Source organism: Saccharothrix sp., from assembly GCF_031180885.1.
In the GTDB taxonomy this organism is placed as follows: Bacteria; Actinomycetota; Actinomycetes; order Mycobacteriales; family Pseudonocardiaceae; genus Actinosynnema.
In genome coordinates, this window is sequence record NZ_JAPSLK010000035.1 from 52,796 (window position 1) to 79,700 (window position 26,905).

Here is a 26,905-nt window from a genome sequence, read left to right on the forward strand (position 1 = left end):
TAGTAAACGGCAGAAAAGAGCTGCTCAATGTCGAGGCACAGACTCTTCGGGCCGGCATCGGCCGCCGTGCTCCTGGTCGGGGCGCTGGTCGCCACGGCGGTCGTCGCCGGCGTCAGCCAGGCCACCTCGTCCACCTCGTCCACGTCGGTCGGCACGCTGGCGGCCAGCGCCGGCTGCGGCAAGGCGCCGACCCTGCGCAGCGGGACGCACACGATCACCACCAGCGGCAAGAGCCGCCAGTTCGTGCTGCGCGTCCCCGACGGTTACGACAACACCCGGCAGTACCGGCTGATCTTCGGCTTCCACTGGCGCGGCGGCAGCATGAACGACGTCGCCACGGGTGGCAGCAGCGGCGCGGCCTGGGCGTACTACGGGATGCAGGAGCAGTCGAACAACAGCGCGATCCTCGTGTCGCCACAGGGCTTCAACGCCGGCTGGGCGAACTCGGGCGGCGAGGACGTCACGTTCGTCGACGACATCATCCGGCGCGTCGAGAGCGACCTGTGCGTGGACACCAGGCTGCGGTTCGCGATGGGCTTCAGCTACGGCGGCGGCATGAGCTACGCGCTGGCGTGCGCGAGGGCGACGGTGTTCCGCGCGGTCGTGGTGTACGCGGGCGCGCAGCTGAGCGGGTGCGCCGGCGGGACCCAGCCGATCGCGTACTTCGGCATCCACGGCATCTCGGACAACGTCCTGAACATCTCCCTGGGCCGTGGCCTGCGCGACACGTTCGTCCGCAACAACGGCTGCGCCGCGCAGAGCCCCCGCGAACCCGGCGTGGGCAGCCGGACGCACATCACCACGACGTACTCGTGCCGGGCGGGCTACCCGGTCCAGTGGGCGGCCTTCGACGGTGGCCACGCCCCGGCCCCGGTGGAGGGCTGCGGCTGCGACGACGGCGCCCGGACGTGGACCAAGACCGAGGCGTGGCGGTTCATCTCCCAGTTCCAGGGCGACACCCCGCCCACGAGCACCACCACGACCTCCACCACGACCACGACGACGACCTCCACCACGACCACCACGACGACGACCGGCAACCCGCCCGGTGAGACCTGCCGGGTGACCGACACCGTCAACGCCTGGAACACCGGCCTGACGTCGGAGATCGTCATCACCAACACCGGCAGCACGCCGATCAGCGGCTGGTCCCTGGTCTTCACCCTGCCGGGCGGCCAGACGATCACCAGCGGCTGGAACGCGACCTACTCGCCCAACTCCGGCCAGGTGACGGCGCGGAACGTCGGGTACAACGCCGACATCGCACCGAACGCGTCGGTGAGCATCGGCTTCCAGGCAACCCACACCGGCAACACAGCCGAGCCGACCACGTTTACCCTCAACGGCGCCAACTGCACAGTGGCCTGACCAGGACGCTTCGCGCGAGGGGTGGCGGACGCCGCCCTTCGCGCGAAGCGCTGCTCGTCGCTTTCGGCGCGCAGCGCGTGCTTCAGGCGCGCAGCGCCCTTGTTCTTCGGCGCGCAGCGCCGTCGGGCAGTGCCGCCGGGGCACACACCTCAACCCGGGCTTCTTGCTTGTGTCATCCCCGTATGGCCCGCCCGAAGGGCTACCACAGATTTCCCGGGTGCAGCCGAAAAGTTTTGCGAGGAACGAGCAAAAGTTTTTAGCGGCACCCGGGAAATCTGTGGTCGGCTTTGCCGGGTCATGCGGCAATGCCGCTAACTTAAGGTTTCGGCTGGTCAGAGCCCGCTTCTTGGGTGCTCCGGGCCCTGTGCGGGCCCGTAGCAGTGTCCACTTAGGACGCATGGGGGCCACGCTGGCGCAAAGTCCCTGGTCGAGTCTCGCGCCGACTGGCATCACCCTCAGGAAGTTGATCAATCTGAACTTGATCTGAATCAGCGCTGACGTGCGAAGATCATCCTTAAGTTAGCGGCATTGGGTCATGCGGGGATGACACAAGCAAGAAGCCCCCGCAGTTGTAGTTGTGTCATCCTTGGCGGCTCGCCCGCCGGCGAGGCTCTTTCAATCTTTAGACCGGCGCTTCGCTGCTCAAATCCACGCTTCGCGCGTGGTCACGCAACGCGCTCCGCGCTGCTGGAGGAGGAACGCGCTTCGCGCTCTCGAACGCGCTGACGCGCTCTCGGGACGTACGCGCTGGCGCGCTCTCAAGATCAAAAGCTTGAAGGATCAAAAGCTACAAGCGGCGCTCGCCGCGCGGCAGGCCCCCGGGGGTGGACGGGCGTCGGTTCGTCCCCCGTACGACCTGCCGGAGGCAACCACCCTTTGGTCTTCTCCGCAACCGGAAAAGCTGGTTGCGGAGAAGACCAAAGCGCGGTTGGGCTGCGCCCAGGCCGTACGGGGGACGAACCGAGGCCCTTCCTGTGGCTTGGCAAGCCCGACCAAAAGCAGCGCCAGCGGCGCAAAAGCAGCGGCTTCGCCGCAATGGAGTCGGCTTTGCCGTAGAGGAGTCGGCTTCGCCGTAAAAGCGCGCGGCCGGTTGCGTTGGTGGTGCGGTGTGCCTGCGGGTGGCGGCCAGTGATGGGAGGGGTGGTGTGGGCGGCTGGTGATCGAGGCGGGTGTGGGTGGTCGGGGAGTGGTGGGTGGTCAGGGGTCGGGGGTGGCGGGTCGGTCCAAGCGGGTCGGGTCGCCGGAGTTGTCCCGCCGAACCAGCCAGGCCTCGGTGATGTGCGTGAACATGGCCTCGGCTGCCCCCGTCGGGTCCTGGGCCGCGATCCGCTCGTACACCGCCCGGTGCCCCATGTTGGACGCCACGCACAGCGCGCGTTCACTCCGACCGGTGTACCGGGCCGTGTTGATCACCTGACCCTCCAACGCCCGCACCACACCACGCGCGATCCGGTTCCCCGACGCCTGCATGACCGTGTCGTGGAACGCCCGGTCCTGCTCCCGGTAAGCCACCGGGTCGTCCACCAGCTCGTCCATGCGCTCCACCAACATCCGCAGCCGCTCGACGGTCTCCTCGTCCGCGGTGCGAGCGGCCACGGCGGCCATGTCGGACTCCAACAGCCGCCTCGTCACCACGACGTCGTCCAGCACCGCCAGGCTGTCGTCCTGCGCGATGGTGGCGGCCAGGACGAGTTCGTCGAGCAGGTTCCACAACGCCGGCGGTGTCACCGTGGTGCCGGACCCCTGGCGGACCTGCACCAAGCCCTTCTCCTGCAACACCTTCACCGACTCGCGGACCACCGTCCGGCTCACCGAGAACGTCTCGCACAGCACCGGTTCCGGCGGCAGCGCGGTCCCGGAGGGGTAGACGCCGCGCACGATGCGCTCCACGAGTTCGGCCGTGACGGCCTTGGCCAGGCTGGCCGGGCGGCGAGCCCAACTCGGGGCGCTCGGGGCGTCGTCGGTCGCCGTCATCGTTCGTGCCTCCGGTTTGCCAAGGGTCCGGACAGTATACGTAGGACCATTGACGTAAGACGTCATACGAGTTATGTTCGCGTGCGATCTTCGCCCGATCGGTCGATCATTTCCGGGAGCGAGCAGCGATGAAGCAGCGCGCACTGTGGTCCGTCGTCCTTGCCGCGGCGGTGCTGGTCGCCGGGTGCGGCAGTGCCTCCAAGTCCTCGTCGGGGGGTGGGGACGGGAAGCTCGTCGTCTGGGACTGGAAGTCCGGTGACGGCGACGTCGCCGGGTACGTCGAGAAGGCCAAGGCCGACTTCGCCGCCAAGCACCCCGGTGTCGAGGTCGAGTTCGTGGCCCAGCCGTTCGACCAGTACTACACGCTGCTCGGCGCGGCGATCCAGGCCGGGAAGGGGCCCGACGTCATCCTCTTCAACGGCGGCGGCCAACTCCGCGACCGGGCGGACGCCCTGCTGCCGTTGGACGAGCACGTCGCCGCCGACCGCTCGCGGCTGGCCGGGTGGGACGCGTTCACCAAGGACGGCAAGACCTACGCCGCCCCGGTGACCCTGCAAGGCCACCCGCTGTACTTCAACAAGGCGCTCTACAACAAGGCCGGGCTCGACCCGAACGCCCCCGCCAAGACCTGGACCGAGTTCGTCGAGGACTGCCGGGTCATCACCGAGAAGACCGGCGCGAGGTGCTTCGCCCAGGGCAACAAGGAGGGCATCGGCATCCAGTTCTTCCTGTCCGCGATGGGCTCGGCCGTGCTGACCCCGCAGGAGTACGACAGCTGGATCGCCGGCAAGCGGAACTGGTCCTCGCCGGACGTGAAGCGGGTCTTCGAGCTGTGGAAGGAGGCCGGGGACAGCGGGTTGAACAACGACGGCGCCAACTCCACCGCGATGTTCAACGACGCGTTCGCCGTCTTCCAGTCCGCCAAGGCCGCGCACGTCATCGGTCTGGTGTCGGACGTGGGGCACTGGAAGGACTTCGGCGAGTTCATCGACCCGGCGGACCTGGGCGTCATGCCCGCGCCCGTGGTCAACCCCGCCGCCACGCCGAGCCTGCCCTACGACGGCGGCATCGGGTACGGCGTCGCCAAGTGGACCAAGGACCCGAAGCGCGCCGCCGACCTGGTCCGGTCGCTGACCTCGGCCGACGCGCTGAAGGCCTTCCACACCGGGGCCGGGGCGATCGCGTCCGACCCGGGCATCGACGTGTCCTCCGCGGGTCCGGCGGCGACCGCGATCGTCTCGGCGATCAAGACCGGCAAGCCCGCGCTCCACGTCGCGCTGCCGGTCAAGACCGTCGACCTGATGGGCCGGCTGTCCCAGCAGCTGCTCAGCGGCTCGACCACGGTGGACGACGTGGTGGCGCAACTGGCCGCCTCCGACACGACGGGCTGACCGGGGTGCCGAGCCGACAGGCCGGGCCGGCTGGCGTGCCGAGCCGACGCGACGGGCGGCCCGGTGTGCCGAGCCGGCAGGCGGGGCCGATCGGACGGGTCCGGCGGGCCAAGCGGGCGGGGCGGGCCAGGCGGGCGGGGCGGGTCGACCGCCTCGCCCCGTTCGTCCTGGTGGCCCCGGCCGTGCTGGTCGTCGTGCTGCTCCGGTTGTGGCCGCTGGTGCTCGGGATCAACTTCTCCTTCACGGGAGATGGCGAACTCAATGGCACGGCGGTGGGCCTGGACAACTACCTGGCTCTCCTGGACGACCCGCTGTTCCGCACCTCTCTGCGCAACGTCGGCCTCCTGGTGCTGCTGCTGCCGATCGCGGTGGCGATCCCGGGCCTGCTGGCGACCTTCATCCACCTCAAAGTCCCCGGACACCGGGTGTACCGCGGGGTCTACTTCTTCCCCGCCGTCCTGTCCCCGGTGATCGTCGGCGCGATCTTCACCCTCCTGCTGTCCTTCGACGGTCCGCTGAACGCGGCGCTCGGCGGGCTCGGCCTGCCCCCGGTGGACTGGCTCGGCGACCCGGACGTGGCGATCTTCGCGGTGGTCGGCGTGCACGTCTGGGCCACGTTCGGCATGGCGCTGGTGGTGTTCCTGGCCGGGTTCTCCACCCTCGACCCGTCCCTGCTCGACGCGGCCAAGGTGGACGGCGCGTCGTTCGTCCAGACCCTGCGGCACGTGATCGTGCCCGGCCTGACCCGCACCATCCAGTTCGTCTTCGTCACCACCATGATCGGCATGCTGACCTCGATGTTCGGCCTGCTCTACGTGATGACCGGCGGCGGCCCGGAGGGCTCGACCTACCTGCCCGAGTACTACATCTGGATGCAGCAGGGCCGGTTCGACCGCCCGGCGCTGGCCTCCGCCGCGTCCACCGCGCTGTTCGTGGCGATGCTCGTGGTCGGGCTGGCCCAGGTCGCCGTCCTGCGCCGCACCGGGAAGGAGGACTGACGTGGTCCGCTCGGCCAGGTGGGTCGCCGCGGTGCCGATGGCCGCGCTCGCGGTGGCCACCGTGTACCCGTTGGTGTTCACCACGAACGTCGCGATGAAGACCCGGCGCGAGTACGTCCTGGACCGGTTCGCGCCGGCGGACGCGTTGCGGTGGGACAACTTCACGTCGGCGTGGACGAACGTCGGGACGTCCCGGTACTTCCTCAACTCGGTGATCGTCGTGGCGTGCTCGGTGGCGCTGCTGCTCCTGCTCGGGTCGATGGCGGGCTTCGCGTTGGGCCGGCTGAAGTTCCGCGGGTCGTCGACGCTGTTCCTGGGGTGCCTGGCGGCGCTGTTCGTGCCGTTCCAGGTGATCATGGTGCCGTTGGCGCGGGTCATGTCCGACGCCGGTCTCGTCGACACCTACCCCGGGCTGATACTCGCGTACGTGGCGCAGTTCCTGCCGTTCACGATCTTCCTGATGGCCGGCCACTACGCGACCGTGCCTTCGGAGATCGTGGACGCGGCGCGCATCGACGGGAACTCGCTCTACGGGGTGTACTGGCGGATCATGCTGCCGATCGGCGCGCCGGCGCTGGTGTCGGTCGGTGTGCTCAACGCCTTGTTCTGCTGGAACGACGTGCTGATCTCGCTGCTGATGATGCCGTCCGCGGAGAACCGGACGTTGATGGTCGGCGTGACTTCCTTGCGGGGCCAGTACTCCGACGACATCCCGGTGTTCGCGGCCGGTGTGCTCATCGCGGCGCTGCCGGTCCTGGTGGTCTACCTGTTCCTGCAACGCCGGATCGCCGAGGGCGTCACCGCGGGGGCGACCAAGGGCTGACCGGCGCTTCGCGCTGCTGGAGGAGGAACGCGCTTCGCGCTCTTCAAACGCGCTGCGCGCTCTCAAGATCAAACGCGCTGCGCGCTTTCAAGATCACAAGCGCCTCGCCGGCGGGCAGACCACCGATGGGGGAGGGAAGGGCGTCGGTTCCCCCACCGCATGGCCTGGCAAAGCCAACCACGGATTCCCCGGGTGCCCCTAAAAACTTTTGCTCGTTCCTCGCAAAACTTTTGGCTGCACCCGGGGAATCCGTGGTAGCCCTTTCGGGCAGGCCATACGGTGGGGGAACCGAAGCCCCGCCGTGGCTGGGAGCCGGCCCGCCGCGCGGAGCGCGGCGAAAGCGCCGGCCGGTGGGTGGTGGGCGTTGGCCGATGGGGGTGGTGGGCGTTGGCCGTCGCGGTGGACAAAGGGAAGCGGTGCGGAGGCAGGGGGAGGGCCTCCGCACCGCGGGTCGTCACTGGCGCAGGGTCCACTGCTGGTTGCTGCCGCCGTGGCAGGTCCACAGCTGGATCAGGGTGCCGTTCGCGGTCGCGTTGCCGCTGGCGTCCAGGCACAGGCCCGACTGGGCGCTGGTGATGGTGCCGTTGGCGTTGACGTTCCACTGCTGGTTCGTCCCGCCGTGGCAGTCCCAGATGATCGCGGCCGTGCCGTTGGTGGTGCCCGCCCCGGAGGCGTCCAGGCACCTGCCGTGGATCATCAGCTGCCGGCCGGACTGGGTCCACCGCTGGTTGGTGCCGCCGTTGCAGTCCCACAGCCGGGCCTGGGTGCCGTTGCTGGAACTCGGCACCTCGATGCAGCGGCTCGACTGGCCGCCCACGATCGTCGTGCCCGGCGTGGGGGTGGTGCCGCCCGGACCGGCGTTGGCCATCACGGTCTGCGCGCCGGAGGGCCAGTTGCCGTTGGTGACGGTGATGTTGCCGGACACCACGTTGCCGCGGTCGCCGTTGGTGATGTTGCTGCTGCCGTTGGTGGACCAGTTGTCCCGCAGCGTCCAGTTGCCCATGTTCTCGCCGCCCCAGTAGTTGGCGGTGGCCCAGGTGCCGGTCGCGGAGAACACGTTGTTGACCGCGCTGTAGTAGCGCGAACCTTCGTCGAAGTAGAGGCCGTAGTAGCCGTTGGTGCGCAGGCAGTAGTTCTGGTTGATCTGCGCGCCCGGGTTCCACGCGAGGGTGTAGATGCAGCCGCCGTCGTTCATCTGCTGCATGACGTCGTGGATGTAGTTGCCGATGAGCCGGTTGTTCGACGCGGTCGTGGGGGTGCTGTACCGGGGCTGGTAGTTGTAGAGGCCGCGGTTGGCGTAGTGGTTGCTGCCGCCCGCGTCGTTGCTGCCCCAGCCGTAGCCGATGGACATGCCGCTGTAGGGCATGTTGTAGACCTCGTTGTACGACACGGTCGCCGTGCTGACGTAGGTGTTGAGGACCGAGACGTTGCCCCGGTACTCGATGCCCAGGTCGTGGATGCGGTTCTGGCTGATCGTGATGTCCTTGTTGACCATCCGCTGGTCGCTCGGGTGGTGCGCGTCCGCGCGCACGCCGCCGACGATGACGCCGCCGGCCGAGCTGTGCGCGATCTCCGACCGGGTCACGGTGATGTTCGCCGCGCCGAGGCCGACGCCGGAGCCGTGCGCGTTGGCGTCGTTGCCGATGCCGATCGCGGTCTGGCCCAGGTTGAGGAACCGGGAGTCGGTGAAGGTGACGTTGTTCGCGGCCGAGACCTGCACGGCGGCGGGCATCTGCGCCCAGTGCGGACGGGTCGCCTCGAACTGGGTGCAGCCGTTCTGGCACGAGGTGAGCCGGTCGGCGGGCCAGTTCCAGTTGCCCGTCATGTACGCGCCGGTCTGCTGGTCGACGAAGCCCTGGTCGCTGCTGGGGCCGAGCCAGCTGGTGCCGGTGAACGTGATGCCGCTGAACGTGATGTGGTGTGCCGGGGCGTCGTAGGTGCCGCCGACCTGGACCAGGGACTGGAGCGTCGGGAGTTCCACCTTGGCGGCGTTGACGTCCTGGCCGGCGCGCGGGATGTAGAACAGGTGGCCGGCGGAGGGGCGGACGTACCACTCGCCCGGGGAGTCCAGGAACTCGTAGGCGTTGGCCAGGTAGAACGGTCCCGCGCGGTGCGGGCTGGTCAGGGTGTCGTAGCCGAACGTGTTGTTGTTCCACGCGGGCTGCTTCATGGTGAGGAAGTTCCCGCTGATGCTCTGCACGGGGGAGTAGCGGTCGGTGAAGGAGTTGACGCTCTCCACCTCGACGCGGCCCTGGTCGGCCAGGTTGTTGAGGTAGTTGAGGGCGGTGTTGGAGAACCGCATCCCGTTGGTGGCGAAGGAGAAGTCGGACCGGTTGACCTGGGTGCGGGCGCGGGTGGCGATCGTGCCGTCCACGTAGAGCTGGCGCGAGTCGAGCCCGGTCGGGACGGACGCCCGCCAGATGTTGCGGCCGGCGTCGACCTGCGTCCACCCGGTGACCGCCCGGGCGCCGCTGAGAACCGGCCGGGCGGAAGGTGCGGCCTGCCACACGACGCGGTAGCCGTTGCGGCCGGAGTCCGCGTCGGTCAGCCGGAGCGGTTGGGAGAGCCGGTACACACCGTCGGCCAGCTGGACCACGATGTCACCGGACATGGTCGGGGCCTGCGAACGAACAGCGGCCTGGGCGGCGGACAGCGAACAGGGCTGCGTTTGTGAGCAGCTCGTGCCGGTGCCGGTGGGGGAGGCGTAGAGCGTCGTGGTGGCCGCGGAGGCGGTGGGCGGCGACGTCACCAGCCCGGCGGCCAACGCCGCCAGCACGACGACCGCCCTTCGGATCGGGGTGGATGGGGACAAGGGACCCTCCTCGAGTTGGCGTTGGTCGCGACCCGAGGCCTTCGGGGTTGGCGGAGGTCCCGTCCTCGTTCGCGGGTGGTTGTTCAGCGCGGCGCCGGCAGCCGCCGACCCGCGTCGTCCGGGCGGATGTGCGGACCCCCGACAGCCGCCGGACCGGGCGCGACGACCGCTTCCTCGTCCACGCGCAGGCCCAGTCCCGGCCGGTCGCCGAGGATGAACGCGCCCCCTTCGACGTGGTGGTCGATCGACACGCCGTGTGGTGGGCTGAGGTCCTGCAATTCGCTGACCAGGTGGTTGGGGACGGCGGTCGCGGCGTGCAGCAGGCCGACCGGCGTGGACCCGATGGGGCTGATCGGCAGGTCGTGGGCGTGGGCGAGTGCGGCGACCCGGAGGAAGTGCGTGATCCCCCAGACCGCCGCGGTTTGCACCACGTCCACCGCGCCGGCCCCGATCAGCGCGCGGTGCTGTTCGAGCCCGGTCAGGTTCTCGCCGGTGGCGACCGCGGCGCGGACCCCGCGTCCGACAACCGCGTGTCCCTCTACGTCCCAGCGTCGTACTGGCTCTTCGACCCAGGTCAGGTCGAGGGTTCGTTCGAGTTCGGCCACGTGCCGGACGGCTTGCTTGCGCGACCAGGTCTCGTTGGCGTCGAGCATCAGGCCGGGGCGGTCGCCGAGCACGTCGCGGATGAGGGTCAGCCTGTGCAGGTCTCGTTCTACGTCCAGGCCGCCCTTGAGCTTGGCCATCCGGAGACCGTGGTCGGCGTAGGTGCGGTAGAGGTTGGTGAGTTGTTCGTCGTCGAGTGCGATGTCCAAACCGGACGCGTACGCGGGGACCCGGCGGTCGCGGCCGCCCAGCAGGCGCCACAGGGGTTCGTCGGCGGCTTGCGCTTTGATGTCCCAGAGGGCGGTGTCGATCGCGCCGATGGCTCCGAAGACCGCGCCCGCGTGGCCGGCTTTGAAGGTGTGGCGCAGCATCCGGTCGTAGAGGGCTGTGACGGCGCGGGGGTCTTCGCCCACTACGGCGCTGAACACGGTGTCGAGTCCGATGTGCGCGCCGAGGCCCACGCCGGTGATGCCTTCGTCGGTGTCGACGAGGAGGAGGGGCACGGGGACGAGGCCGTCGTCGAAGGTGCCGTTGGCGTCGCCGATGGGCCGTCCCCAGTCGTGGACGGTGGTGAGCGTCCGGTACCCGGTGATCTTCACGTCGCCCACTCCTGCCGGTGCGGCGGCCACTCCGCCGTCGTGACGGAAACGTAACTCGTATGACGTATGCCGTCAACGCCTTCCCGAACCCGCGCCACCCCGGACCGCCGCGCCGAGCCCGCGCCACGTCGAGCCGTGCCGCGGCGTGCCATGCCGCGTCGAGCTGCGCCGAGCGTGAGCCGCGCCGTGCCGCGCCGGGGCTGCGCCTGCGCGGGGCCGAGCCTGCGCCGGCCCGAGCCTGCGCCGCGCCCGCCGAACTCGCGCCGCCTCACTGCCCGCGTGGCCGGCCTCGCCCGCGTGGCCGGCTCGGCTTGGCGCGCGGTTGGCTCGGCTTGGTGTGGGTTGGCGGGGCACGGGGTTCGGCATGGCGTGGGTGTGCCGCTATTCGTCCTTGCGCGTGATCGTCTCAAGTGGTCGATTGCTTGACACCGCGTCTCCGCCTCCAGTCCACTGTTAGCGTTAACATCGCCGCCTCGACGATGAGGGAGAACCCGATGCGCGCACGGTTGAGGCGGTTGTCCGCCTTCGCTGCCGCCCTGGTCGCCGCCGCACTGCTGCCCACCGCCCCCACCCCCGCCCACGCCGAGTCCAACGGCGGCACCCGGGTCATGCCGCTGGGCGACTCGATCACCGAAGGCACCCAGATCCCCGGCGGCTACCGGATCGGTCTGTGGCAGCGGTTCGGGTCCGGGAACTACCGGGTGGACTTCGTGGGCTCGCAGTTCAACGGCCCCGCTTCACTCGGCGACCACGACCACCAGGGCCACCCGGGCTGGCGCATCGACCAGATCGACGCGAACGTCGTCACCTGGCTGCGCAACACCAACCCCCGCACCGTCCTGCTGCACATCGGCACCAACGACGTCCTCCAGAACTACAACCTCTCCGGCGCACCGGCCCGACTGAGCGCCCTCGTCGACAAGATCACCGCGACCGTCCCCAACGCGGACGTGTTCGTCGCGACGATCATCCCGATCTCCAACGCCGGCCAGGAATCCGCCGCCCGCGCCTACAACGCCACCATCCCCGGCATGGTGCAGAGCAAGGTCAACGCGGGCAAGCGCGTCCGCCTGGTCGACATGCACGCCGCCCTCACCACCGCCGACCTGATCGACGGCGTCCACCCGACCGCCAACGGCTACGACAAGATGGCCGCCACCTGGTACGCGGCCCTGCGCTCGGTGCCCGGCAGCATCGGCGACCCGGTCGCGCCGGGCAAGCGGATCGTCGGGGTCCCCTCCGGGCGCTGCGTGGACGTCCCGGGCTCGACCACGACCAACGGCACCCAGCTCCAGCTCTGGGACTGCCACGGCGGCACCAACCAGCAGTGGACCCAGACCAGCGGCAAGCAGCTCACCGTCTACGGCAACAAGTGCCTCGACGCCTCCGGGGCCGGCACGTCGAACGGCACCCAGGTCGTGATCTGGGACTGCCACGGCGGCGCGAACCAGCAGTGGAACGTCAACTCCAACGGCACCATCACCAACGTGCAGTCCGGCCTGTGCCTCGACGCCGCCGGCTACGGCACCGCCAACGGCACCAAGCTCCAGCTGTGGACCTGCACCGGCGCGACCAACCAGCAGTGGCGGATCTGACCTGAAAACCAGTTCGCTGCCCCGCGAAGGCAAGCTCCGCGGGGCAGCGAACCTCACCGACTCACCAGTTCGAGATCGAGAAGCTGTTGCTGCGGAAGTCCATCCCGCCGCTCGACGACGTGATCTCGAAGCCGAACTGCACCTCGCCGACCGTCACGTCGCCGTACCAGCCCCGCGCCCGGATCCAGTCCAGCACCGCCTTCAGGTCCACCGTCCCGGCGTTGGTGTTGCCCCGCCGGACGAAGGAGAACACCGCGTTGGACCCGTTGGAACCCCGGTAGACGTCCCAGCTGTGCCCGCCCACCGTCGCGGTGGTCTGGTAGCCGCCGATGGGTCCGACGGCGCCGAACTTGTTCATCCACACCATGATCTCGTAGGCGTGGTTCTGCGCCCAGATGTCGTACGTGGTGGTGTACGCCCCGCCGCTGGGCACGGTGACGTTGAAGCTGCTGCTGATGCCGCCGATCTGGCTGAGCGGTCGGCCGATGTTCTTGCCGGAGTGCGGGTAGGACTTCACCCCGCCGGTGTTCGGGTGGTTGGCCCACACGCCCCAGTTGCTGTACGAGTTGGCCCAGATCGCCTGGAACCCGACGCCGCTGCCCCACACGTTGTTGCGGACCGTGTAACCGCCGTTGGACCAGGTCGCCCACTTGTCCGAGGACTCGAAGGTGGCCGCCTGGGCGGTGGGCGCGGTGATCGTGACCGCGAGCAGGGTCGCGGCCGCGAGGGCTGTCGTTCGGATCAACTTGCCCATCATGTGCTCTCCATTGAGTCAGGGATGGATGTGCGGCGGAGCCTTGAGGACCCGGACGTCCCGTGCGCCCAGGTGCAGTGGCTGTTGTGCCGCGACGACTTCGCCGGACAGGGCGTCGGTGAGGTCGTGCGGCACGACAGCGGAAGTCGGGGTGGCGCTCCAGTTGTGCACGACGTGCACGCGGCGGCCGTCCGGGGACGTCCCGGTGCTCGCGGTGACCGACTCCGGCAGGTCGGACCAGCCGCTCACCGGGGTCGGGACCAGCCAGGCGGCCAGTGCGCGGGCCAGCGGGCGGTCCGGCACGGTGCCGACGTACGTCACCCGGCCGGCGCCGTGGGCCCGGGTGGTGATGGCGGGCCAGCGGCCGAAGTGGGGGTGGTCGTAGGTCGCCAGGACCTCGGCGTCCACTGTGGACAGACCTTCGACCCACAGGGTGCCACCCCCTGACGAGTCGAGGAAGCGCACCGGGAGCGGGGTGGACAGGTTGCTGAACTCGTCGTAGTGGACGCCGGCTGCCTCCACCAGGCGCGGGGGAGCGGGCTCAGGACGGGCGCGGGCCTCGTGGTCGGCGTAGCCCGTTCGGGGGCCGAGGACGAGGTGGCCGCCGGCGTGGGCGTAGGCGGCCAGCCAGTCCAGGGTGGCGTCGTCGGCCAGGTACAGGCCGGCCGCGATCAGCACGGGGTGGCGGCGGGCCGCCGCTTCCGGGGGCGAGTCGTGCAGCTGCCGGGCGTGCAGGACGCGGCACTGGCGGCCGGCCTCGAGAACACCGCGGTAGAACGGGTTGAGGATGCGGTGGTACGCGGCCGGGTCCGGCCCACCGGCCGGGGTGGCCAGGGGCGGGTACTTCTGCATGAGCCACTTGGTGGGCATCGAGAACACCAGCGCGACGTCGGCGTCCGGCTCGATCCCGGCCACCAGGTCGCCGGCGGTCCGGAACTCCGCGCCCAGGCGGGCGATCTCGGCGTACACCCGGCCCGGCCGCCCGCTGTGCGGCAGGACGCCGCCCCAGTGGGTTTCCGCGCCGAAGTGCAGGGTGTGCCAGTGCCAGTACTCGACCATCCGCGCGCCGCGCGCGACCAGCGCCCACGCCGCCTGCCGCCACTGGCCGTCGTACCCGGGCTTGTTGTCCCACGGGCTGCTGATCGCCTGCGCGTTGGTCTCGGTGACCAGGAACGGTTCCTGGCGGGAGGAGAAGATCCGGTCGGCGCTCTGGAACAGCGCCCAGACCCCGGTGGTCTTCCACACCTGCTCGTGGTCGTCGGGCGTCGGGTCGGGCAGGGCCAGGCCGTCCTGCATGTCGTAGTACGGGTTGCCGGCGGTGACGTCCAAGGCGTCGGTGAGTTCGTCGTCGTCGAACGCCGGGTGCTGGTAGGAGATGCACGTCGTGACGAACTGGTCGTCCCGGGCGTACTCGCGCACGATCTCGGCCTGCCAGGCCACGAACTCGGTGGTCTGCCGCGCCTGGAACGCCCGCCACGCCACGTCGTACTGCGGCTGGGCGTTGTGGTCCGGCGTCCACAGGTCCGCCCAGGTCGACAGCCGGTGCGACCAGTACACCAGCCCCCACTCGCGGTTGAGCGCCTCCACGGTCCCGTACCGCTGCCGCAGGTGGTCCACGAACCGCTGGAACAGCCCGTGGTTGTGCGGCAGCCGCAGGCCCGGCTCGTTGTCGACCTGGAAGCCGATCACCGCCGCGTGCGCGGCGTGGCGGGCCAGGATCTCGCGGCTCACCCGCTCGGCGTGGAACCGGAACGCCGGGTGGGTGAAGTCGACCTCCTGGCGGGCGCCCCAGCCGAGGCGCTGCCCGGTGGCGTGCTCGGCGGCGATCTCGGGGTACTGCCGGGACAGCCACGGCGGCACGGCGTAGGTGGGCGTGCCGAGGACGACCGCGATGCCGCGCTCGTGCGCGCCGTCGAGCACCGGCTGCACCCAGTCGAGGTCGAACCGGCCGTTCTCCGGCTCCCAGGTGGACCACACCGACTCGCCGACCCGGATGACGGTGAACCCGGCCTCCACCATCAGGTCGAGGTCGGTCTTGAGCCGGTCATGGGGCTGGTACTCGTGGTAGTAGGCGGCGCCGAACAGGACGTGCGGGGGCAGGGCGGGCACGGCGGCCTCCTGTGCTCAGGGGTCGAAGGGCGTCAGGAGTCGAGGGGCGTGTAGTCGAACCAGTCGAAGTGGACGGTGCCCGTGGCCGCGTACAGGCCGATGACCCGACCGGTGAACCCGCCCGCCACCTCGGTGGACAGGTAGCGGCCCTCCAACCCGGCCAGGGCGGTGAACGTGCCGTCGGACTCCTCGATGCCGAAGAAGACGGTGTCCGGGCCGGTCCGCGCGTCGCGGAAAGTCTTGCGCTCGCACACGTCCACACCCAGCACCACCGGCCCGGCCGGCACCGCGCGGGACGCCACCTCGCTCTTCAGCGACCCGACCCGCGCGATCACCCGCACCTGGCCGTCGCCGACCTCGATCTCGTAGTGGTGCTCCTCGTCCAGCCGAACAGCGAGACCTCCAGTGCCCCCTCTGGCATCCACGAGCGTCCGCGCCCGGCACGACAGGTGCTGTTGGCGGCGGCCGACGAACACGGCGTCGAGGGCGTCCAACGACTCGCCACGCGCGTGCAGGGTCAGCCACCCCGGACGTTGCCCGGTCGTGCAGTGCTCTTCACGCCGATCCCGCAGGGAGATCCACGACGGGTGGAGCGCCGCCTGGTCGAAGTCGTCGCGGACGGGCACGACCGGGCCGGGCTCAAGCGGCCACGGCACACTGCCCTCCAACACCAACGGCCCGACGACCGGCCAGCCGTCCTCCCAGGTCACCGGCGCGAGGAACGTCTCGCGGCCCAGCACGTGCCAACCGGGGGTGCCGCCGCGCGGCCGGACGCCGAGCAGCACCATCCACCACGACCCGTCCGGCCCCTGCACGAGATCGGCGTGCCCGGTGTTCTGGACGGGCTCGTCGGTGCCCCGGTGGGTCAGGACCGGGTTGGTCGGGCACGGCTTGAACGGCCCGGACGGCGTGGGAGCGCGGGCGATCGACACCGCGTGGCCGCGCTCGGTGCCGCCCTCCGCGATCAGCAGGTACCAATGGTCGCCGATGTGGTGCAGGTGCGGCGCTTCCGGGGCCTTCGCGCCGGGTGCACCGGACCAGATCCGCTGCGGCGTGCCGAGCACCTGCCCGGTGTCCGGGTCGATCCGGACCTGGGCCACGCCCGCGACCGTGCACCAGCAGGTGCCGTCGGCGTCCCACGCCAGGTCCGGGTCGATGCCGGGCAGGTCGGGCAGCGGCACCGGCTCCGACCACGGCCCGGCCGGGTCGGTGGCGGTGACCAGGAAGTTGCCGCCGCCGCTGACGTTGGTGGTGATCAGCCAGAACCGGCCGTCGTGGTGGCGCAGGGTCGGCGCGTACACGCCCGCCGACGACGGGCTGTCCAGCGGCAGGCGCAGCTGCGACGGCCGGTCCAGCGCGTTGCCGATCTGCGTCCAGTGCACCAGGTCTCGGCTGTGGAAGATCGGCACGCCGGGGAAGTACTCGAAGCTGGAGCAGGCCAGGTAGTAGTCCTCGCCGACCCGGCACACGCTCGGGTCGGGGTGGCAGCCGGGGAGCACGGGGTTGGTGAACTTGCCCATCGGGTCAGGCCCCTTCATCGGTGCGGAGCACGGCGCAGCCGCCGGGCGGGACGTCCGCCACCACCCGGTCGGTGACCAGGTCGTGCGCGGGCCGGGGGAGCGGCACGGTGTCCGCGCCGTGGTTGAGCAGGAACAACAACCGGCCGCGGGTGACCGCCTCGACCCCGGGTGGCCACGCGGACACCACCCCCACCTCGGCCAGCAGCCGGTGGACCAGCGCGGTGTGGTCCTCGGGGTCCGGGACGGTGGACAGGTACCAGCCGTGGCCCGCGCCGAAGCGGTGGCGGGTGAGCGCGGGCCGGCCGGCGAGCATCCCGTGCGTGTAGGACGCGACCGCCTCAGCGCCCGCCAACTGCACGGATTCGCTCCACTCCGCGGCGCGGGTGCCGTCGGACAGGGTGATCTTCTCGTCGCGCCGCAACGGCCGCAGTTCCTCGACCCGGATGCCCAGGGCCTCGCGCAGCGCCGGCGCGGGGTAGCCGCCGAGACGGGCGTGGAGGCGTTCGTCGACCGCGCCGGCGAAGTGCTGGACGAGCAGCGTGCCGCCGCCCTCGACGTAGCGGCGCAGGTTCTCCGCGCCGGCGTCGGACAGCAGGAACAACGCGGGCGCGACCACGAGCCGGTAGCGGTCCAGCTCGTGCTCCGGGTGGGCGAAGTCGGTGACCACCCCGGCGTCCCACAGCGCGCGGTGCGCCCGTTTCAGGGTGGTGTGGTAGTCCAGTGCGGACGAGGGCATGCTCTCGACGTTCAGCGCCCACCAGGCGTCGGCGTCGTGCAGCACGGCCACCTGCGCGGTCACCGTCGACCCGGCCACCTCGCGCAACCGGTCCACCACCGCGCCCAACTCGGTGACCTCGCGGAAGATCCGGCTGTCCGGCCCGGCGTGCGGGACCATCGCCGAGTGCCAGGTCTCCGCGCCCGCCTTGGACTGGCGCCACTGGAAGAACAACGCGCCGTCGGACCCGTGTGCGATGTGGCTCAGGCTGTGGCGCAAGATCTCGCCCGGTTCCTTCGCCAGCGTCCGGTCGCCCGCGTACACGGTGTTGGTGCCCTGCTCCATCAGCAGCCACGGCCGGCCGCCGCCGAAGGACCGCGCCCGGTCCCCGCCGAACGCCGTGTCCGCAGCCGCGTCGACGCCCGGGGCGGCGGGGTAGTGGTCGACGGCCACCACGTCCACCTCGCGGCCGAACGCCCACAGGTCGAGGTTCTGGTAGCCGGGCAGCATGAGGTTGGTGGTCACCGGGCGGTCGCTGTGGGCGCGGATCGCGTTGCGCTGGTCGCGGTAGGCCTGCAGCGCCAGGTCGGAGAAGAACCGGCGGAAGTCCAGGGTCTGGCCGGGGTTGTGGTGCCACTGGGTGGCGCGCGGCGGCATGATCTGGTCCCAGTCGTGGTAGCGCTGGCTCCAGAACGCGGTGCCCCAGGCGTCGTTGAGCGCGTGCAGGGCGCGGTACTTGTGGCGCAGCCACCCCCGGAACGCCTCCGCGGTGTGGTCGCACCAGCACAAGGTGGCGTACTCGTTGTGCACGTGCCACAGCGCCACGGCCGGGTGGTCGCCGTAGCGCCGGGCGAGGGCGTCGGCGATGCCGCGGGCGGCGGCGCGGTAGGCGGGGGCGGCCAGGCAGTAGGTGTCGCGGCTGCCGTGGGTGAGGCGGGCGCCGTCCGGGGTGACCGGCAGGGCGTCGGGGTGGGCGAGGGTGAACCACGGGGGCGGTGACGCGGTCGGGGTGGCCAGGTCGACGGCGACCCCGTTGGCGTGCAGGCGGTCGAGGTGCTCGTCCAGCCACCCGAACTCGTAGCGGCCCTCCTCGGGCTCCAGCAGCGCCCACGAGAAGACGCCGACCGTGGCGAGGTTGACCCGCGCCCGGCGCATCAACTCGTCGTCCTCGGCCCACACCTCCTCGTCCCACTGCTCGGGGTTGTAGTCGCCGCCGAACGCGAGGCCGCCGAGCCGGTCGGCGAGGCCGCGTCCGCTTGTCGCGCGGCCTCCCGCTCCGATCATGTCGTTCGATCGGAGCGGGAGGCCGCGCGATGAGCCGACTGCCCCGTGGCCTCGCCCGCCGCGACGGAGTCGCGGCAATGAGACAGTGAGGGTGCCCGGGGTGTGCATGGTGAAGCTCCTGGCGGTTTTCGGGCACGGCGGGGCCGGCCCCACACCGCGTGGGGCCTCGCGCGTGCCTGCGTGGGATCAGGTCTCGGGGTCTCGTTCGGGTGCGGGGCCGGTGCTCTCGCGGACGGTCAGCACGGGGCTGAGCAGGACCAGTTCGTCGTCGGGCCGCTGGCCCCGGCCGGCCGCGGTGATCCGCTTCATCACGTGCTCGACCGCGACCCGGCCGAGTTCCTGGGCCGGGCCGGTGACCGCGGTCAGGCTGGGCGCGTACTGCTCGGCGAGCATCTCCGGGCACAGCGCGACCACCGAGGCGTCCTCGGGCACGGTCCGCCCGCTGGTGCGCAGCAGGCTGAGCAGCGGGCCGATGGCGCCCTCGTTCTGCACCACGAACCCGGTGGTGCCGGGCCGGTCGGACAGGATGCGGGCCAGCGTCCCGGCGGTGCTCTCGTAGGTGCCTTCGCACGGCCGGTGCACGAAGCGCAGACCGCGTTCCTCCGCCCGCTTGCGGAACCCGGCCAGGGTCCGCTCGGCGTAGCCGGCGTGCCGCTGGTAGGTGCCCGTCCCGTAGCCGATGAACGCGATCTCGCGGTGGCCCAGGTCGGCCAGGTGGTCCGCGCACATCGCGCCGGCGGCGGCGAAGTCGTGGTCGACGCAGGACAGCCCGGCCCGGTCGTCGGGCAGCCCGATCAGCGCGGCCTGGGTGCCCAGTTCGCGCAGCACCGGGATGCGCTTGTCGTCCAGCTCGACGTCCATGAGGATCACGCCGTCCGCCAGCCCGCTCAACGCCACCCGCCGCACGCCCTCGGGTCCTTCGTCGTTGGTGATCAGCAGGACGTCGTACCCGTGCTGGCGGGCGGCGATGGTGACCGAGATGGCGATCTGCATCATGATCGGCACGTACACGTCCGAGCGCAGGGGCACCACGAGCGCGACGATGTGGGAGCGGCGGGCGGCCAGCGCCCGCGCCCGGGCGTTGGGGTGGTACCCGAGTTCGGCCACCGCGTGCTCGACGCGGCGCCGGGTCTCCTCGGAGATCGTGCGCTTGCCGCTGAGCACGTAGCTGACCGTGCTCGCGGACACGCCCGCGTGCCTGGCCACATCGGCGAGTGTCACCATGCGTGATGCTCCTGCTCGGTTGAACTTCGTCCCGGCGGAACTTCTTCCCGGCCGGGGGGTCGAGTCTGCCCGGTCACCCCTTGATCGCGCCCGTGAGCACGCCGGTGCGGAAGTGCTTCTGGACGAACGGGTAGACGATCAGCAGCGGGACGAGGGTCAGCACGACCACGGCCATCTGCAACGACAGGGGCGCGGTCTGGGCGAACTGGCTGCCGAAACCGGCGTTGACCGAGCCCGGCAGCCCGTTGCCGCGGTTGACGTAGGTGAGCAGGACGTACTGCAAGGGCCACTTCTCGCTGTCGGTGGGCATGTAGAGCATGACGTTGAAGAACGAGTTCCAGTAGCCCACCCCGTAGAACAGGGCGATCACGGCGGTGACCGCCCGTGAGGTGGGCATCACGATCGACCACAGGATGCGCCAGTCGCCCGCGCCGTCGATCCGGGCGGCCTCGATCAGGTCCGCGGAGGTCGAGGAGTAGAAGGACCGCAGGATCAGGATGTTGAACACCGACACCGCGCTGGGCAGGATCAGCGCCCACCACTCCCCGTAGCCACCGAGGCCGGTGACCACGAGGAACGTCGGGATCAGGCCGCCGTTGACGAACATGGTGATCACCAGCAGGGCCAGCAGGAAGCGGTGCCCCAGCGAGCGCGACCGGGACAGGCCGTAGGCGCACATGATCGACACGGCCATGGACACCGCCGTGCCGACCGCCGTGATCCCAAGGCTGACCAGCAGCGCGGTGCGCACGGTGGAGTCCCCGAGCATCACCCGGTAGGCCTCGAAGGTGATCTCGTCGGGCCAGATGACCAGGCCGCCGGCGCGGTTGATCGAGGCCTGGGTGGACAGGCTGGTCACCACGACGATCCACAGCGGCACCAGCATGACCGCCAGGACCCCGCCCAGGGTCAGGCCCTTGCCGGTCTGGCCCAGGGCGGTGGGCGGTTCCTCCCAGACCGGGCGCCCGTCGCGGCGCGGTCGGCGCGGTGGCGGCGGCGTGGTCTCCACGTCCGTCGTCGTGCGGGGGGTGAGTGTTTGGGTCATCTGCGGTACAACCCGTCCTCGCCGAAGGCGTGTGCCAGCTTGTTGGCGCCCCAGATCATCAGCAGCGAGATGACGCTCTTGAACAGTCCCGCCGCCGCGCCGTAGCTGTAGTCGTTGGTCGCGATGCCGTAGTAGAACGAGAAGGTGTCCAGGACGTCGGCCGTGTCGTGGCCGACCGCCTCGCGCTGGATGAGCAACTGCTCGAAGCCGACCGTCAGCGCGTTGCCCAGGCGCAGCACGAGCATCAGCACGATCACGCCGCGCAGGCCCGGCAGGGTGATGTGCCACAGCCGCCGCCAGCGCCCGGCGCCGTCGGCCGCCGCCGCCTCGTAGAGGTCGGTGTTGATGGCGGCCAGCGCGGCGAGGAACACGATGATCCCCCAGCCGGCCTCCTTCCAGATCACCTGCGCGGTGACCAGCAGCGCGAAGGTCTCCGGGTCGGTCATGATGTCCCACGTGCCGATGTCGTTGCTGCGCAGGAACTGGTTGAGCGCGCCGGCGCCGCCGAGCATCTGCTGGAAGATCGTGATCGCCAGCACCCACGAGAAGAAGTGCGGCAGGTAGACCACGGACTGGATGAAGTTCTTCACCCGTTGGCTGATCAGCGAGTTCAGCAGCAGCGCCAACGCGATCGGGATGGGGAAGAACAGCACCAGCTGGACGAAGCTGAGGTACAGGGTGTTCCTCAGCGCGCCCCAGAACAGCGGGTCGCTGAACAGCCGCTCGAACTGCTCCAGCCCGGCCCACCGGCTGTACCAGACGCCGACCAGCGGGTCGTACTCCTGGAAGGCGGTCACCAGGCCGAACAGCGGCACGTAGTTGAACACCACGAGCAGCAGCACGGCCGGGAGCGTCATCAGCAGCAGCGACCGGTCCCGGAGGAGCCTGACCCGGAACCCCGGCCCGGGACGGCGCTGCGTGCGCGGCGCGGTCACTGCCCCGTGCCGAACTTGTCCAGCACGTTCTCGGTCATCCACTGCTTGAGGCGATCACCGCCACCGGACTTCCAGCTCGCCACCGCGGCCTGCACGTCGGCCGGCTTCTTCTTGCCGTGGTAGCAGTCCTTGAGGGTGTCCTCGACCTGCTGCGCGGCGTCGGCGGTGGCCTGCGCCTGCGGCATGCTGATGTTCATGTTCCAGAAGACCGGCTTGACCAGCGCCTGCGCGTTGGCCGCCTGCCAGGCGGTGTAGTCCTTGGTGACCTGGTCCGCGCCCTGGTTCTGGATCACGGCGGGCGGCGCGGCCAGGAACGGGTAGGTCGTCGCCTGGACCTCCTTCTGGCCCTGCTCGGTGATCTGGGGCACGCCGTTGACCATGTTGTGGTGCACGCCCTCGACGCCGAAGTTGACCATCGTGAACTCCGCCGTCCCGTAGGGCGCGGCCAGGTAGTTGGCGACCGCCAGCAGTTCCTCGATCTGCTCGGGCTTGAGGTTGACGTTCAGGTAGCTGAGCATGCGCGTCGTCGCGCCCATGTAGACCACGGGCTTGCTCTTGCCGTCCGCGGCGAAGATGTTGAACGCGCCGCGCCGGTAGGCCGGGTTCGCGGCGCTGCCGGACTGGTGGTCGCTGAGGTTCCACGCGCCCAGGCCGCCGCCGCTGATCAGCGTCTTGCCGCTGTAGAACCGGGTGCCGGCGGCCTCGTTGTCACCCGCGAGCGCGTCCGGGTGCATGTAGCCCGAGGTCGCGAGCTTGTAGTGCCACTCGACGGCCTCCATCCACTCCGGGGTCTCGTACAGGTGGACCAGCTTCCCGTCGTCGACCCGCCACTTCAGCGGCGCGCCGAAGTGGGTGTAGAGGTAGCGGTAGACGTCGTCGAAGGCCCACACGCCGGCCTTGGGGTCGGTCAGCTCCTTGCCCAGGTTCATCAGGTCGTCCATGGACTTCACCTGGTCGGCCGTGATGCCCTTGGCCTCCAGCACGTCCCGCCGGTAGAACGTGGCGCCCGCGATGTTGAAGCTGCCCGCGAAGCACGGGATGCCGTAGAGCTTGTCGCCCCACGCGCCCGCGCGCCACGCGCCGGTGGGCAGCGCGGCCAGGTTCGGGTACTTCTTGATCTTGTCGCCGGACAGGTAGGGCGTCAGGTCCGCGAGCTGCGACCCGGCCAGGCCGCCGATGTTGAAGTTGGTGTCCCACCACGACGGCAGCTGGATCCAGTCGGGCAGCTTCTTCGCCGCGGTCATCGTCGGGACGATGGTGGCGTAGTTGTTGCCGTCGGCCGGCTTCATCTCCAGCGTGACGCCCAGCGCCTTGTTCATCGCCTGGTAGAACGCGTTGTCCGCGGGCGGGATCGTGCCCCACAGCGGGGTCACGGCGGTGTAGCGGCCACCCCGGCCGGGCACGCTCGGGACGGTCACCGGCCGGTTGGTCGGGTAGCTCAGGAAGCCCGGGTCGGTGAGCACGTCCGGGCCGCCCGGCACCGAGGGGATGTCCGGCTTGATCAACGGGTTGGGCACGTGCGCGGGGAGCACCGCTTTCAGGCTGTCGCTGTTCGCGCCGACCGGCTGCGGACCGCCGCCGGCGCCGCACGCGGACAGCAACCCCTGCGCGGCGGCGACACCCGCGACCGAGGCGGTGAGGCCCAGGAACCTCCGGCGGTTCAACTCGATACCCATGCGGGTTGCCCTTCTCCGTTGAAGTGGACCTGTCGAATCTCTTGTCGAAGCGCTTGAACGATGGGGCGAGAGTAGGGCGTGACCCACGCCACGGCAAGGGGCAAGTTTCGAAAGAACGTTGCTGTGCCTGGCCAATTGACACACTCGGGGGTGCATGCCATCGTCGAAGCGCTTCACTTCCCATCCACACCGAGGGGTCTTTGCCACGTGAGTGCCTCGTCCGTGTCCGCGCCCGAGCGGCTGCCCTTCCGCGATCCCGACCTGCCGCTCGACAAGCGCGTCGACGACCTGCTCGCCCGGCTCACCCCCGACGAGCGGCTCGCGATGCTGCACCAGTACGCGCCCGGCGTCCCCCGCCTGGGCCTGGCCGACTTCCGCACCGGGTCCGAGGCGCTGCACGGCGTCTCGTGGCTCGGCGTCGCGACGGTGTTCCCGCAGGCCGTCGGCCTGGGCGCGACCTGGGACGAGGAACTGGTGCACGCGGTCGCCGAAGCCACTTCGGTGGAGCTGCGGGCCTTCCACTACCACCGCCCCACGTCCAACGGCCGCGGCGTCAACAGCCTCCAGGCGTGGGCGCCGGTGCTGAACCTGCTGCGCGACCCGCGCTGGGGCCGCAACGAGGAGGGCTACTCCGAGGACCCGCTGCACACCGCCCGCCTGGGCGAGGCGTTCTGCCGCGGCCTGAGGGGCGACGACCCCCGGTTCCTGCGCGCCGCGCCGGTGCTCAAGCACTTCCTGGCCTACAACAACGAGGACGACCGGTGCACGACGTCCTCCGGCGTGCGCCCGCGGGTGTTGCAGGAGTACGACCTGGCCGCGTTCCGCCCGGTGGTGGCCTCCGGCGCGGCGACCGGCGCGATGGCCGCCTACAACCTGGTCAACGGCCGGCCGTGCCACGTCAGCCCGCTGCTCGCGGAGGAGCTGCGGCGGTGGGCCGAGCCGACCGGGCACGAGCTGTTCCTGGTCAGCGACGCCGAGGCCCCGTCCAACCTGGTCGACCCGGAGCACTACTTCGACGACCACGCCGAGTCGCACGCCGCCGCGCTGAAGGCCGGCATCGACAGCTTCACCGACCACGGCGAGGACAGCGCCACCCCGATCGGCCGGCTGCGCGAAGCGCTGGAGCGCGGCCTGATCGACCAGTCCGACGTGGACCGGGCGGTGCGCCGGCAGCTCGCGGTGCGCTTCCGGCTCGGCGAGTTCGACCCCGACCTTGACCCGTACGCGGGCATCGGGCCGGAGGTGATCGACCACCCGGAGCACCGGGCGCTCGCGGCGCGGGCGGCGGCGGAATCGGTGGTGCTGCTGAAGAACGACGGCCTGCTGCCGCTGTCCGGGTCGCCCCGGGTCGCGGTCATCGGTCCGCTCGCCGACTCGCTGTACGAGGACTGGTACAGCGGCACCATGCCCTACCAGGTCACCGTCGCGGACGGGTTGCGCGAGCGGGCGGGCGACGTGGTGTGCGTCGAGGGCGCCGACCGCATCGCCCTGCGCTGCCGCACCAGTGGCGACCTGCTCGGCGGGACGACGTTCCACGTCGTCGAGTGGGGCGACGACGTGGTGACCCTGCGCTGCGCCGAGACCGGCGGCTACCTCACCGCCAAGGACGGCCCGCTCGCCATCGGGGAGCGCGTGATCAAGAGCTGGGAGGTGCACGAGACCTTCCGGCTGGAGGCCGACGCCGCCGCCGACGGTGACACCGTGCTGCTGCGCGGCGTCCACTCCGGCCGCTACGCGGCACTCGGCCCGGACGGCGCGGTCGCCCTCACCGCCGAGACCCCCGAGGAAGCCGAGCGCTGGCACCGCGAACTCCTCCTCGACGGCGCCGGCGAGGCCCGCGCCGCCGCGGCCGCCGCCGACGTGGCGATCGTCGTCCTGGGCAACCACCCGCTCATCAACGGCCGCGAGACCCAGGACCGCACCGGCATCGCGCTGCCCGAGACCCAGGAAGCCCTGCTGCGCGCCGTCGCCGCCGTCCGCCCGGAGACGGCGCTGGTGGTGATGAGCGCCTACCCCTACGCGGTGGACTGGGCCGACGAGCACCTGCCCGCCGTGGTGTGGACGTCCCACGGCGGGCAGGACACGGGCCGCGGCCTGGCCTCGGTCCTGTTCGGCGACGTCGACCCGTCTGGCCGCCTGCCCCAGACCTGGTACCGCGGCGACGACGAACTGCCCGACCCGCTGGACTACGACATCATCAAGGCCGGCTGGACCTACCAGTACCACCGCGCCGCGCCGCTCTACGCGTTCGGCCACGGCTTGTCGTACACGGAGTTCGACTACGCGGACCTGGAACTGTCCACTTCGGAGGTCGACCAGACCGGCGAGGTCGAGGTGACGGTGTCGCTGACCAACTGCGGTCTCCGACCGGGCAGCGAGGTCGTCCAGCTCTACGTCCGCGCCCTCGGCGCGCGCTACGAGGCCCCCGTTCTCCGCCTGGCCGACTTCCGCAAGCTGAGCCTCGCGCCGGGCGAGCGCACCACGCTCGGCTTCCGGCTCCCGGTCGACCGCCTGGCACACTGGGACGTCGCCACCGGCGCCTTCACCGTGGACCCGGGCGATTACGAGATCATCGTGGCCCGCTCGGCGGAAGATCTGGTCCTGACCGCCCCCCTGACCGTGACCGGCCCGGCACCGGCGCCCCGAGCCTTCGTCGACCACCCGACCCGCGCCATCGACTTCGACGACCACGCGAACATCACCCTGACCGACGCCACCCGCACCACCGGCGACGCCGTCACCCCGACCGACCAGAGCCGTCCCGCGACCCTGTCCTTCCGCAGGGCGGACCTCACCGGCGCCATCGGCGTGACTGCCGAGGTGTCCAGGGTGGACGGGAACGACGAGGCCCGACTGGAGTTCCACCTGGCCGACCGTTCACTGGCGGTGATCGACGTCCCGGTGACGGGCGGCCCGTACACGTGGACGACCGTCGTCGCCGATGTCGCGGAGGGGGTGACCGGTGTCCACGACGTGCGGGTGACCCTGCACGGCAACTTCCGCTTGTCGACCTTCAGCTTCACCTCGTCGCCCTGACACAGTCTCCCCGCCGCCGAGCGGGCAGCCCGCCTTGCCGAGCGGGCAGTCCGCCGGTGGGGACACACCTCAACTCGGGCTTCTTGCTTGTGTCATCCCCGTATGGCCCGCCCGAAGGGCTACCACAGATTTCCCGGGTGCAGCCGAAATTTTTTGTGAGGAACGAGCAAAAGTTTTCAGCGGCACCCGGGGAATCTGTGGTCGGCTTTGCCGGGTCATGCGGGGATGGCACAAGCAAGAAGCCCCCGCAGTTGTAGTTGTGTCATCCTTGGTGGCTCGCCCGCCGGCGAGGCTCTTTTAATCTTTGAAATTGCGCGTCCCCGCTCAAATCCACGCTTCGCGCGTGTAGACGCAACGCGCTCCGCGCTGCTGGAGGAGGAACGCGCTTCGCGCTCTTGAACCGCGCTGACGCGCTCTCAAGCTGAACGCGCTGACGCGCTCTCA

At 70.5% G+C, this 26,905-nt stretch carries 17 protein-coding genes; 6 read left to right on the plus strand and 11 right to left on the minus strand.

From position 1 onward, the window contains the following. Positions 1–27 precede the first annotated feature (27 nt). Positions 28–1,368, plus strand: a complete 1,341-nt coding sequence (locus RIN75_RS29975) for a cellulose binding domain-containing protein (protein ID WP_309115396.1) — start codon at positions 28–30, stop codon at positions 1,366–1,368. A gap of 1,197 nt (positions 1,369–2,565) precedes the next feature. Here the strand turns inward: RIN75_RS29975 and RIN75_RS29980 are convergent. Further along, entirely contained in the window at positions 2,566–3,342 is a 777-nt protein-coding gene (locus tag RIN75_RS29980) for a FadR/GntR family transcriptional regulator (RefSeq protein ID WP_309115397.1), read from the minus strand. Between the two features lie 128 nt (positions 3,343–3,470). On the opposite strand from RIN75_RS29980, the gene RIN75_RS29985 reads away from it, so the two are divergent. The 3 genes from RIN75_RS29985 to RIN75_RS29995 are packed head-to-tail and all read left to right on the plus strand — an operon-like array spanning position 3,471 to position 6,554. Continuing rightward, a complete protein-coding gene (locus tag RIN75_RS29985; RefSeq protein ID WP_309115398.1) occupies positions 3,471–4,733 on the plus strand; it encodes an extracellular solute-binding protein in 1,263 nt (420 codons plus the stop codon). 35 nt (positions 4,734–4,768) lie between these two features. Then, positions 4,769–5,731, plus strand: coding sequence for a sugar ABC transporter permease (locus tag RIN75_RS29990; protein ID WP_309115399.1), 963 nt, complete (start codon positions 4,769–4,771; stop codon positions 5,729–5,731). 1 nt (position 5,732) lies between these two features. Next, positions 5,733–6,554: a carbohydrate ABC transporter permease gene (locus RIN75_RS29995; protein ID WP_309115400.1), complete on the plus strand. Its 822-nt coding sequence runs from the start codon at positions 5,733–5,735 to the stop codon at positions 6,552–6,554. Between the two features lie 454 nt (positions 6,555–7,008). Here the strand turns inward: RIN75_RS29995 and RIN75_RS30000 are convergent, their stop codons facing one another. Continuing rightward, entirely contained in the window at positions 7,009–9,366 is a 2,358-nt protein-coding gene (locus RIN75_RS30000) for a ricin-type beta-trefoil lectin domain protein (RefSeq protein WP_309115401.1), read from the minus strand. Positions 9,367–9,449: 83 nt separating this feature from the next. After that, positions 9,450–10,568: a mandelate racemase/muconate lactonizing enzyme family protein gene (locus RIN75_RS30005; protein WP_309115402.1), complete on the minus strand. Its 1,119-nt coding sequence runs from the start codon at positions 10,566–10,568 to the stop codon at positions 9,450–9,452. A 494-nt stretch (positions 10,569–11,062) separates the two neighbouring features. Here RIN75_RS30005 and RIN75_RS30010 point away from each other — a divergent pair, with 494 nt between their 5' ends. After that, positions 11,063–12,163 carry a ricin-type beta-trefoil lectin domain protein gene (locus RIN75_RS30010; protein WP_309115403.1) on the plus strand — a complete coding sequence of 367 codons (1,101 nt, stop codon included), beginning with the start codon at positions 11,063–11,065 and terminating at the stop codon, positions 12,161–12,163. Positions 12,164–12,224: 61 nt separating this feature from the next. Here the strand turns inward: RIN75_RS30010 and RIN75_RS30015 are convergent, their stop codons facing one another. The 8 genes from RIN75_RS30015 to RIN75_RS30050 all read right to left on the minus strand — a co-directional run bounded on the left by RIN75_RS30015 (position 12,225) and on the right by RIN75_RS30050 (position 23,425). Then, positions 12,225–12,920 carry a hypothetical protein gene (locus tag RIN75_RS30015; protein WP_309115404.1) on the minus strand — a complete coding sequence of 232 codons (696 nt, stop codon included), beginning with the start codon at positions 12,918–12,920 and terminating at the stop codon, positions 12,225–12,227. A gap of 15 nt (positions 12,921–12,935) precedes the next feature. Next, positions 12,936–15,026 (minus strand): beta-galactosidase, encoded by a 2,091-nt coding sequence (locus RIN75_RS30020; RefSeq protein WP_309115405.1) that lies wholly within the window; start codon positions 15,024–15,026, stop codon positions 12,936–12,938. A 32-nt stretch (positions 15,027–15,058) separates the two neighbouring features. Further along, positions 15,059–16,546 carry a glycoside hydrolase family 43 protein gene (locus RIN75_RS30025; RefSeq protein WP_309115406.1) on the minus strand — a complete coding sequence of 496 codons (1,488 nt, stop codon included), beginning with the start codon at positions 16,544–16,546 and terminating at the stop codon, positions 15,059–15,061. 4 nt (positions 16,547–16,550) lie between these two features. Beyond that, positions 16,551–18,545 (minus strand): beta-galactosidase, encoded by a 1,995-nt coding sequence (locus RIN75_RS30030; protein ID WP_309115407.1) that lies wholly within the window; start codon positions 18,543–18,545, stop codon positions 16,551–16,553. Positions 18,546–18,731: 186 nt separating this feature from the next. Next, complete coding sequence (locus tag RIN75_RS30035) at positions 18,732–19,769, minus strand: LacI family DNA-binding transcriptional regulator (RefSeq protein ID WP_309115408.1); 1,038 nt, start codon at positions 19,767–19,769, stop codon at positions 18,732–18,734. Between the two features lie 73 nt (positions 19,770–19,842). After that, positions 19,843–20,814 carry a carbohydrate ABC transporter permease gene (locus RIN75_RS30040; protein WP_309115409.1) on the minus strand — a complete coding sequence of 324 codons (972 nt, stop codon included), beginning with the start codon at positions 20,812–20,814 and terminating at the stop codon, positions 19,843–19,845. Then, the gene (locus RIN75_RS30045) at positions 20,811–21,749 is read right to left on the minus strand and encodes an ABC transporter permease subunit (RefSeq protein ID WP_309115410.1); all 939 of its coding nucleotides are present in this window, start codon (positions 21,747–21,749) and stop codon (positions 20,811–20,813) included. The genes RIN75_RS30040 and RIN75_RS30045 overlap by 4 nt, the downstream gene beginning before the upstream one ends. After that, positions 21,746–23,425, minus strand: a complete 1,680-nt coding sequence (locus RIN75_RS30050; RefSeq protein ID WP_309115411.1) for a hypothetical protein — start codon at positions 23,423–23,425, stop codon at positions 21,746–21,748. The genes RIN75_RS30045 and RIN75_RS30050 overlap by 4 nt, the downstream gene beginning before the upstream one ends. 207 nt (positions 23,426–23,632) lie before the next feature. Here RIN75_RS30050 and RIN75_RS30055 point away from each other — a divergent pair, with 207 nt between their 5' ends. Beyond that, positions 23,633–26,461 carry a glycoside hydrolase family 3 C-terminal domain-containing protein gene (locus RIN75_RS30055; protein ID WP_309115412.1) on the plus strand — a complete coding sequence of 943 codons (2,829 nt, stop codon included), beginning with the start codon at positions 23,633–23,635 and terminating at the stop codon, positions 26,459–26,461. Positions 26,462–26,905: the final 444 nt, after the last annotated feature.